Annotated in this window: 7 protein-coding genes; 3 read left to right on the top strand and 4 right to left on the bottom strand. The window is 70.1% G+C overall.

The genetic code is table 11. From position 1 onward, the window contains the following. Window positions 1-91 precede the first annotated feature (91 nt). On the bottom strand, window positions 92-952 hold the full coding sequence (locus G6023_RS10350) for a mycofactocin-coupled SDR family oxidoreductase (protein WP_069390118.1): 861 nt from the start codon (window positions 950-952) through the stop codon (window positions 92-94). 99 nt (window positions 953-1,051) lie between these two features. Here G6023_RS10350 and G6023_RS10345 point away from each other — a divergent pair, with 99 nt between their 5' ends. Beyond that, window positions 1,052-2,536 (top strand): NYN domain-containing protein, encoded by a 1,485-nt coding sequence (locus G6023_RS10345; protein ID WP_182635377.1) that lies wholly within the window; start codon window positions 1,052-1,054, stop codon window positions 2,534-2,536. 19 nt (window positions 2,537-2,555) lie between these two features. On the opposite strand, the gene G6023_RS10340 is transcribed toward G6023_RS10345, so the two are convergent. After that, window positions 2,556-4,178, bottom strand: coding sequence for an HNH endonuclease signature motif containing protein (locus tag G6023_RS10340; RefSeq protein WP_182635375.1), 1,623 nt, complete (start codon window positions 4,176-4,178; stop codon window positions 2,556-2,558). Between the two features lie 140 nt (window positions 4,179-4,318). Here G6023_RS10340 and G6023_RS10335 point away from each other — a divergent pair, with 140 nt between their 5' ends. Then, entirely contained in the window at window positions 4,319-4,891 is a 573-nt protein-coding gene (locus G6023_RS10335; RefSeq protein ID WP_206604877.1) for a DUF6512 family protein, read from the top strand. A gap of 83 nt (window positions 4,892-4,974) precedes the next feature. Here G6023_RS10335 and G6023_RS10330 read toward each other — a convergent pair whose 3' ends face one another. After that, on the bottom strand, window positions 4,975-6,132 hold the full coding sequence (locus tag G6023_RS10330; RefSeq protein ID WP_119192991.1) for an acyl-CoA dehydrogenase family protein: 1,158 nt from the start codon (window positions 6,130-6,132) through the stop codon (window positions 4,975-4,977). A gap of 148 nt (window positions 6,133-6,280) precedes the next feature. Continuing rightward, window positions 6,281-6,805, bottom strand: coding sequence for a DUF3253 domain-containing protein (locus tag G6023_RS16310; RefSeq protein ID WP_347570758.1), 525 nt, complete (start codon window positions 6,803-6,805; stop codon window positions 6,281-6,283). Between the two features lie 135 nt (window positions 6,806-6,940). On the opposite strand from G6023_RS16310, the gene G6023_RS10320 reads away from it, so the two are divergent. Next, window positions 6,941-8,509: an FAD-dependent oxidoreductase gene (locus G6023_RS10320; RefSeq protein ID WP_182635374.1), complete on the top strand. Its 1,569-nt coding sequence runs from the start codon at window positions 6,941-6,943 to the stop codon at window positions 8,507-8,509. Window positions 8,510-8,558: the final 49 nt, after the last annotated feature.

Genomic DNA, 8,558 nt, shown 5'->3' with positions numbered 1-8,558 from the left:
GGCAGCCCGCCCCTCGCTCGAGGGGCGGGCTGCCGCGTTTCATCCGGTCGGCCGGGTGGGTGGCGGTGGTGGCAGCGGCCGTGCCGCCGGCTCAGAGGCCGAACTTCTCGCTGCCACCCAGGTCGATCGGGATGGAGGCGCCGGTGATACCCGCGCCCGCGTCGCTGCACAGGTAGACGGCCATGGACGCGATCGCCGACGGCTCGACCCACGGCTGCGGCATCTGGTTCATGCCGCTGAAGGTCTCCGCGGTGTCCTCGAGCGTGGTGCCCTGCCCGCCCGACATCATGGCGATCATCGAGGGGTTCTCGATCATCGGCGTACGGACGTTGCCGGGGTGGATCGAGTTGCACCGGACGCCTGAGAACCCGAGCTCACCGGCGAGGGCCTTGGCGAGTCCGCGCACGGCCCACTTGGACGTCCCGTAACTGGCGGTGAAGGAGCCGCCCCGCAGTCCCACCATCGAGCTGATCAAGACCACTGAGCCGCCGCGCCCGGTCGTCAGGATGTGGGGGATCGCCACCGTCGTCGTCACCCACGTGCCCTTGAGATTGATGTCGAGCGTCGTGTCCCACTCCTCCTCGCTCCGCTCCCAGGACGCGGCGGGCTGGGGCGAGACCCCGGCATTGGCCACGACGAAGTCCAGGCCGCCCAGCTCGGCCACCGCGGCGTCGACGGCTGCACGCATGCCGGGAAGGTCCCGAACGTCGACCTCCCCGGTGATGCAGCGCCTGCCGAGCGCGCGAACGGACTCGGCGGTGGCCTCGAGGTCCTCCGGATTGGCCATCGGGTAGGGGACCGTCTCGATGTCCCGGCACAGGTCGAGAGCGATCACGTCACATCCGGCGGCGGCGAACGCCTCGCAGTGTGCGCGCCCCTGGCCGCGTGCGGCGCCGGTGACCAGCACGACCCTTCCGCTCAGATCGGCCTGGGTGGGGACGGCTTGCGACATCGGGGCTCCTGACGTGGTTCGGCAGCGGACCCTGCGGGGCCGCCCGCCCTGCGGCATGCTGGAAGTCAACGTAGACAATCAGAACAGGTAGTGATCATCATGCTTGAACGAACTCTGGTCCTCGTGGATACCTCGTATCTACTGGCTAGCTTTTACAACTCGTGGGAGGAGGGTGCGCGCGGCCAGTTGGAGATATCCCTGGCCACGGTCGTGCACCGTTTAGACCATGTAGCCCACGGTCTGGTGGACCAGCCGGTCCAGCGCCAGAACTGGTATGACGGCATCCCGGACTCCGGCCCGCACCGGTATCAGCGCACTCTCCGTGTGATCGAGGGCGTGCAGCTGCGCGCCGGCCAGTTGATCGAGTGGGGTGAGAGACGAACCCAGAAGGCGGTCGACACCCTCCTGGTCGCGGATATGATCCAGGCCGCCTACAAGGGCCAGTGTTCGGACATGGTCCTGGTCACCGGGGATGCCGACATGATCCCCGGCGTGCGGGTGGCCGTGGACGCCGGTGTCCGTATGCACCTCGTCGGTTTCGGCTGGGATTCGATCTCCTCTGCACTGCGACACGCCTGCGACACCACGACTGTGCTCGATCCCCGCACCGACTTTCACGACGCCATGCAGATCAGGGTCCTCGAGGGCCCCATCCCCCCGAAGGTCAGGACCCCGACGGCGCCTCCGGTGCATCCGGGGGAGGACGCCCACGAGACCGAGGAGTCGGTGGGGATGGCCGACGTCGTCCTGCGCTCGGATCGCGCCTCGGCCACCTCGGTGGCCGACGAGACCCGCCTGACGGCCGCCGAGGAGGAGCGTGCGGCCGATGCGGAGGAGTTGGCGGCAGACGAGCAGGAGTGCGCGGCGAGGGCCGAGTCCGAGTTCCCCGCGCCGGATGCCGGGGAGTCCGCTCAGAAACCAGCCGAACCGCCGACGGCCGGCAAGTCCCCCGCGCCTGGCGCATCGTCGAAGCCCGATAGTTCACAGACCACGGGGCCGTCGCCCGCACAGTTGGCCAAGCAGAGCGACAAGACCGAGAAGGCCGAGAGGACCGAGAAGGCCGAGAAAGCTGAAAAGACCGAGAAGGCGGGGGAGTCCGGGCGGCCCAGCCCGGCCGAGGCGTCCCCCGAGGCCGCCGAGGCGCACCCGGGCACCCAGCCCCCGGCGCAGTCCTCCCGGGTCGCCCCGCAGTTCGCGGGCTCGGTCCAGAAGCCCTCGGACCCGGGCGCGGAGCCCAATGGGTCGTCGCGGCCGAACCCGTCGATGATGGCTCCCCATCGTCGGCCGCTGAGGTCGAAGTTCGTACCGCTCCCGGACGAGGTCTGGACCTCGTCCGGTGAGCAGACCCCCTTCGACGTGGGTCAGCAGTACGCAACGTGGTGGTACGAGCGGGCCGCCACGGAGAGTCAGCGGGACCAGGCGCATCTCCTCTCGGGCGGCGTGCTTCCCCCGGGGATCGACCGCCCGTTGTTGCAGTTCGCCTGCCAGATGCTCAACGAGTTCACCCTGACGGAAGCCCAGCGGGTTCGCCTGCGAGACGGGTTCCACGAGGGGATCCGGGCAGTCCTTCTCAAGCACCGCTGACGCCTTCCCGCCTGGCCGGTCAGAAGGGTGGTGGGTCGGGGTCGTGGTGGTGGTCGGGTGGGGTGTCTGGTGGTGGGGCCATGGTGTTGGCTTTGCGTTCGGCGGCCAGGCGTAGGGCGCGTCGGTACCAGTGGGTGCTTTGTGGTCGGGGGTTGAGCCAGGGTCGGCGTGGGGGTGGGATGTCGCTGTCTCTGTCTCTGTCGCTGCCGGTGTCGGTGTCGGTCGCAGCCCCGGTGCCGGTGTCGGTGGTGTGGTGGCGCCAGCGGGCGAGGGGGCCGTCGGGGTGGGTGGTGAGGGTGTGTCCGGTGTCGGTGGTGATGGTCAGGGTGCCGTCGGGGGCGAGTTGGTAGTGCCAGTTGTGGAAGGTTTTGAAGCGGTGGTGGTTGCGGCACATGGCGGCGAGGTTGTTTTCGAGGGTCGGGCCGCCGGCGGTGGGGTCTGTGTGGTTGAAGGGGCGGACGTGGTCGATGTCGCAGGCGTCGGCGGGGACGGAGCAGCCGGGGTGGCGGCAGGTGCCGTCGCGTAGGCGGATGCGGTGGGCCAGTCGGTCGCTGATGCGGTAGCGGTGGGCGTGGTGGGGGGTGTCTGCGGCGCCGGGTGCGGTGTCGGGCACGGTGATGGTGGCGCCGGTGCTGCGGGTGAGTAGTTCGATGAGGGCGTCGATGGTGGCCGGGCCGCCTCGGGGGAGGTAGACCTCGGGTTCGCCGTCGGGGCCGGGGGGTGCGAGCACGGTGATGGTGGGGCGGATCTGGGTGGCCGGCGGGCGGTGACCCGCACCCGCGCCCCTGCCTGCGTCTGTGTCGGTGTTGGGGTGGCCGAGGAGGGCGGTGACGAGGGCGTCGGCGCGTAGTTCGTCCATGCTGCGGATGTTGTCGGTGTCGAGGGTGTCGGCGCCGTGGCGGCGGGTGGTCTCGACGCGGGTGCGGGTGTCGCGGTGGCGTTGGTCGGTGGCCCTGGTCTGCAGCAGGGTGTGGATGGCGAAGGCTTCGGTGGCGGTGAGGTGGGCGGTGAGGTCGGCCATGCCGTCGGGGCCGCGGCGCAGGGTGACGCGGCGTTCGCGGACCGCGGCGGTGCGGCGCTGGCGTACGCCGTCGGGGTCGTGGGCGGCGATGATGCGGTCGGTGTGGGACAGGATCGCGTCGCGTCCGGGGCGCCTGCCGGCGGCGAGGGCGGCCAGGAGCCAGTCGATGACCTCGCGGTGGACGTCGTCGCGGTGCAGGGAGTCCACGGTGCGCATGTGGCGTGCGAGCAGGGTGGCGGTGGCTTCGTCGAGGTGGCCGGTGTCCATGGCCTCGACGAGACAGGGGAACTTGGTGACCAGGGTGATGGCCAGGGTGAGCAGGCTGCGGGCGCGGTTGTGGTGCACGCCGTAGGCGGCGACGATCTCACTTGTGGCGATGGTCAGTGGGTCGATGACGGCGTGTTCGGGGCGTTGGTCCAGGCCGGGGCCGTAGCCGGCGGCGATGTCGCGCAGTTCCTGTTCCTCGCGGCAGGTGGCCCACAGGTCGTGACAGGCGCGCAGCCGGGCGGCGGCCGCGCGATTCTCGGCGTGCAGTGCCGCCAGGGCTGCGGAGCTGGCGGCGGTGACGGCGGGACTGCCGGCCACCGCTCCGGCATCATCCCCGGTCGTCGTCTCCCGCATGTGCACCCCCTCGGGCGGGCGAGTGCCGCACCCCGTATCGCCCGTGTGTTCGATTGGGGAAACACTAGCAAGCAGGTCCGACACACGGCTCTGACCTGGGAAGACCGGCGGACTGCGCCGGTCGGTGGGAGGATGAGACCGTGTTGGACACGGGTGCCGTCGTCTCGGTGAGTTGGTGGGCGATCATCCCGCTCATCGTCGTCGGCTCGGTGCTCCACTTCGCCTACGACTGGAGCGGGCACAACCGGGTCGTGGCCGTGTTCGCCGCGGTCAACGAGAGTTACTGGGAGCACATCAAGATCGCCGCCTGGCCGACCATGGTGCTGTACGCGGCCCTCTTCGTGCTCGGCGGCGCCTCGCAGCCGTCCTTCGTGCCCGCGGCCACTGTCGCCCTCTATTCGATCCCGGTGACGATGATCGGGGTGGTCTTCGTCTACAAGGCCGTCGCAGGTCGCAATGTGCTGTGGGTGGACATCGCCGTGTTCGGCCTGTGCATTGCGCTCGCCCAGGTGATCTTCGTGTGCCTGCTCAGCGGACTGGAGGCGGACGTCCTCGTCGTCGTCCTCTCGGTTTTCTACCTGGTGGGCATCGTCGCCGCCTACGTGGTGTTCACCCTGAGGCCCCCCGCCGAACCCGACGTCTTTATCGACCCCATCACATACAGATACGGGGTCGAGGGGCACGCCGACTACGAGGCCGCACCCGGGGACTGACGGGCAGAGGGAGTCCGTCGGACGACTCGGGCCCCGTCCGCGGGGAGCGGACGGGGCCCGACGGAGCCAGGGGGTCGTGGGACCTACAGGCCCATGTCCTTGGCGATGATGGACTTCATGACCTCGTTGGTGCCACCGTAGATGCGGTTGACGCGGTTGTCCGAGTACAGGCGGGCGATCGGATACTCGTTCATGAAGCCGTAGCCGCCGTGCAGCTGGAGGCAACGGTCGATGACCTCGGCGGCGACCTCGGTGCAGAACAGCTTGGCCGAGGCCGCCTCGGCGGCGGTGAGCTCGCCCTCGTCCAGCGCCTCGAGGGCGCGGTCCGCGACGGCCTGCGCGGCGTCGACCTTGGCCTGGCACGCGGCCAGCTCGAACTTGGTGTTCTGGAACGAGGCCACCTCCTTGCCGAAGACCGTGCGCTGCTGCGTGTACTCCTTGGCGAAGCGCACGGCGGCCGCGGCCTGGGCGTACGCACCGTAGGCGATGCCCCAGCGCTCGGACGGCAGGTTCTGCCCGAGGTAGTAGAAGCCACGGTTCTCCTCGCCGAGCAGGTCCTCGACCGGGACCTTGACGTCGGTGAAGGACAGCTCGGCCGTGTCGGAGGTCTTGAGTCCGACCTTGTCGAGCTTGCGGCCCACCGCGTAGCCCTCGAGCTTGGTGTCGACGGCGAGCAGCGAGATGCCGAAGCGGCGGTCGTCCTCACGCGGGGGAGCGGTACGGCAGGCCACGATCACGCGGTCGGCGTGGACGCCGCCGGTGATGAACGTCTTGGCACCGTTGAGAACGTAGTGGGTGCCGTCCTCCGAGAGCTTGGCGGTGCTCTTCATGCCGGCCAGGTCCGACCCGGTGCCGGGCTCGGTCATCGCCAGCGCCCACATCTCCTCGCCCGAGACGAACTTGGGCAGGTAGCGCTGCTTCTGCTCCTCGGTCGCCAGGGCCTTGATGTAGGGGAGCCCGAGCAGCACGTGGACACCCGAACCGCCGAAGTTCACACCGGCGCGGGCGGTCTCCTCGGACTGGATGGCCTCGAACTTGTGGGAGTTGATCCCCGCGCCGCCGTACTCCTCGTCGACGTTGATGCCGAACAGGCCGAGGTCAGCGAGCTTGTAGTAGAACTCACGCGGGACGATGCCGGCCTCGAACCACTCCTGGAAGTGAGGGGTCACCTCGGACTCGATGAAGTCACGGAGGGTCTGGCGGAAGGCCTCGTGGTCTTCGTTGAACACAGTGCGGCGCAAGTGCGTGCCTTTCCGTTGGACGGTCTGCTCCGGTGGCAGGCCACCGTTGAGGGGAGCGGAGCGTCGGGTTGGTGTACTCCTACTGGTGAGTAGCCTACAAGAATTCGAACCTTCTCACCCGCCCGCGGACCCGTCCGGCGCCGCGACGTCACCCCGTCGGCGGAGTGAATTCCAGGCCGTCGTCGGCGATCAGCCTGATCGGCCCGGTCACCTCACGTCCGGTGACCCGCACGCCACGCTGGGTCACCGCGATCACGCCCTCCTCGCGGAGTTCGAACGCGACCTCCCTCGCGGCGGGCATCAGGTCGCGCCAGTGTTCCCCACCAGCCACCCGGGCCGCGTCCGATGGGCAGATCGATCCCTTCACGCGCGAGCGCAGGAGCGTCCTGATCGTCGCGGCCAGGCGAACGTGTGTCCCTTCCCTGGTGGGTTCCCACCACGGGTCTCCGCGCTCACCGAGCGCGACCTTGGCGTCCTGCACCATCACCCGGGCGGCATCGCCTTCGGTCTTGACCAGCCGTCGGCCGGTCATCAACGCGCTGACGAGCTCCGAGCGGAGCTTCTCCGGGATCGACGGGTCCGTCGCGCGCCACCGCCGGCCCCCGACCACAATGTGGCGACCGTCCTCGGTGTGCTCCACGCCCGCGCCGGTACTGTCGTCTCGATCGGTCACACCCAGATCCTGCACCGCATCCCCCTCGTCACCCACCGATCGGCGATCGAGGGTGCCGCGCCCCGGGCCGGTGTTAGGGTCACGACAGGAACTGGAACGTGTTCCACCGGAGCTGGACGACGATGAGGGGCTGCCGTGACGGCGCAGGACAACACATTCGACGCGGAATTCGACGTGGTGGTCGTGGGGTCGGGGGTGGCAGCCCTCTTCGGTGCCGCGACCGCCGCGGCCCGAGGTCTGTCGACCTGCCTGATCGAGAAGACCGACCGCTTCGGCGGGACCTCCGCCTACTCCGGCGGCGCCGTGTGGCTCCCGGGCAACTCCGTCCTCGCCCGGGACGGGGTCGAGGACTCCGTCGAGCGGGGGCGCACCTACTTCCGCGCCGTGGTCGGGGACCGCACCGCCGCCGACGTCCAGGACGCGTTCCTCAACACCGGGCCGCAGGTCGTCGAGTTCCTGCAGGACGAGCTGGGCATCCCGACCCGCTTCCAGGCCTTCCCCGACTACTTCGACGCCCCGGGGCGCCAGGAACTCGGCCGGAGCATCTACCCCAAGCCCATCAAGGGCGAGGAGGTCGGCGACCGCGCGACCGACATCCGTCCGCCGGTTCCGGCCGACCAGTTCGGCGCGGACGAGGACACCACCAAGCTCGAGGGCGGCAGGGCCTGGGTGGCGCGACTCGTGCTCGCCCTCGACGCGATGGGCACCGCCGAGACACGATTGAACACCGCAGCCGAGGAACTGGTCCGTGATGACGACGGACGAGTCGTCGGGGTGGTCGTGAACGGTGTCTCAGGCCGGCAGGTGCTCGGCGCACGCCGTGGGGTACTGGTCGCCGCCGGCGGATTCGAACGGTCGGCGGACCTCCGCCGCCGCTGGCAGGACATGCCCACCGCCGACTGGTCCTCGTCCCACCCCGCCACGGGCTCGGGAGACGCCGTCCGCATGTTCGAGCAGGTCGGCGCGGAGCTGGACCTGCTCGACCAGTCCTGGTGGTGCCCCGCCACGCTGTTCCCCAACGGGCACGCCGCGTTCACCCTGGGCTTCCGCTCCGGGATCATCGTCGACGGCACCGGCCGGCGCTTCGCCAACGAACTGCTGCCGTACGACCAGATGGGGCGCAGGATGCACGCCCGCATGGCCGACGGGGCCGGTGACGACTTCTGGCTGGTGTTCGACGACGCCGAGGCCGGCGGCTACCCGGCCATCTGTATCCCCGCACCCGAGCCCGACGCGTTGCGCGGTGCCGGCCTGTGGCACACCGCGGGATCCGTCGAGGAACTGGCCGAGGCCACCGGACTCGATCCCGCCGCGTTGCGCGAGAGCGTGGACCGGTTCAACGGCTTCGCCGAGCAGGGCCGCGACGCCGACTTCGCCCGCGGCGAGGACCCGTACGGGCGGTTCTTCCTGGGTGCCGCCACGGCCGATCAGTGCCTGCGACCGGTCGGCGGCGAGCGATTCCACGCCGTCCGACTCGTCCTCGGCGACCTCGGCACCAAGGGCGGTGCGGTGATCGACGCGAACGGCGCCGCGCTCGACGCGGACGGACGTCCCATCCCGGGTCTCTACGCCGCCGGCAACTCGTCCGCGTCGGTCTCCGGTGAGGCCTACCCGGGGCCGGGTGTGCCCCTGGGGTCCGGGATGACCATGGCGTACCGGGCGGTGGCCGACATGGCCGGACAGGCCCTCCCGATCGCTCCCTGAGCACGGCGACGGCGCCGGCGACGAACCACCCCGGTCAGCGGCCGGCCCA

The organism is Dietzia sp. DQ11-71 (genome assembly GCF_014144995.1).
GTDB classification, from domain to species: Bacteria; Actinomycetota; Actinomycetes; order Mycobacteriales; family Mycobacteriaceae; genus Dietzia; species Dietzia kunjamensis.
The sequence above is the reverse complement of the archived record's forward strand: the minus strand, read 5'-3'. Positions and strand labels throughout refer to the sequence as shown.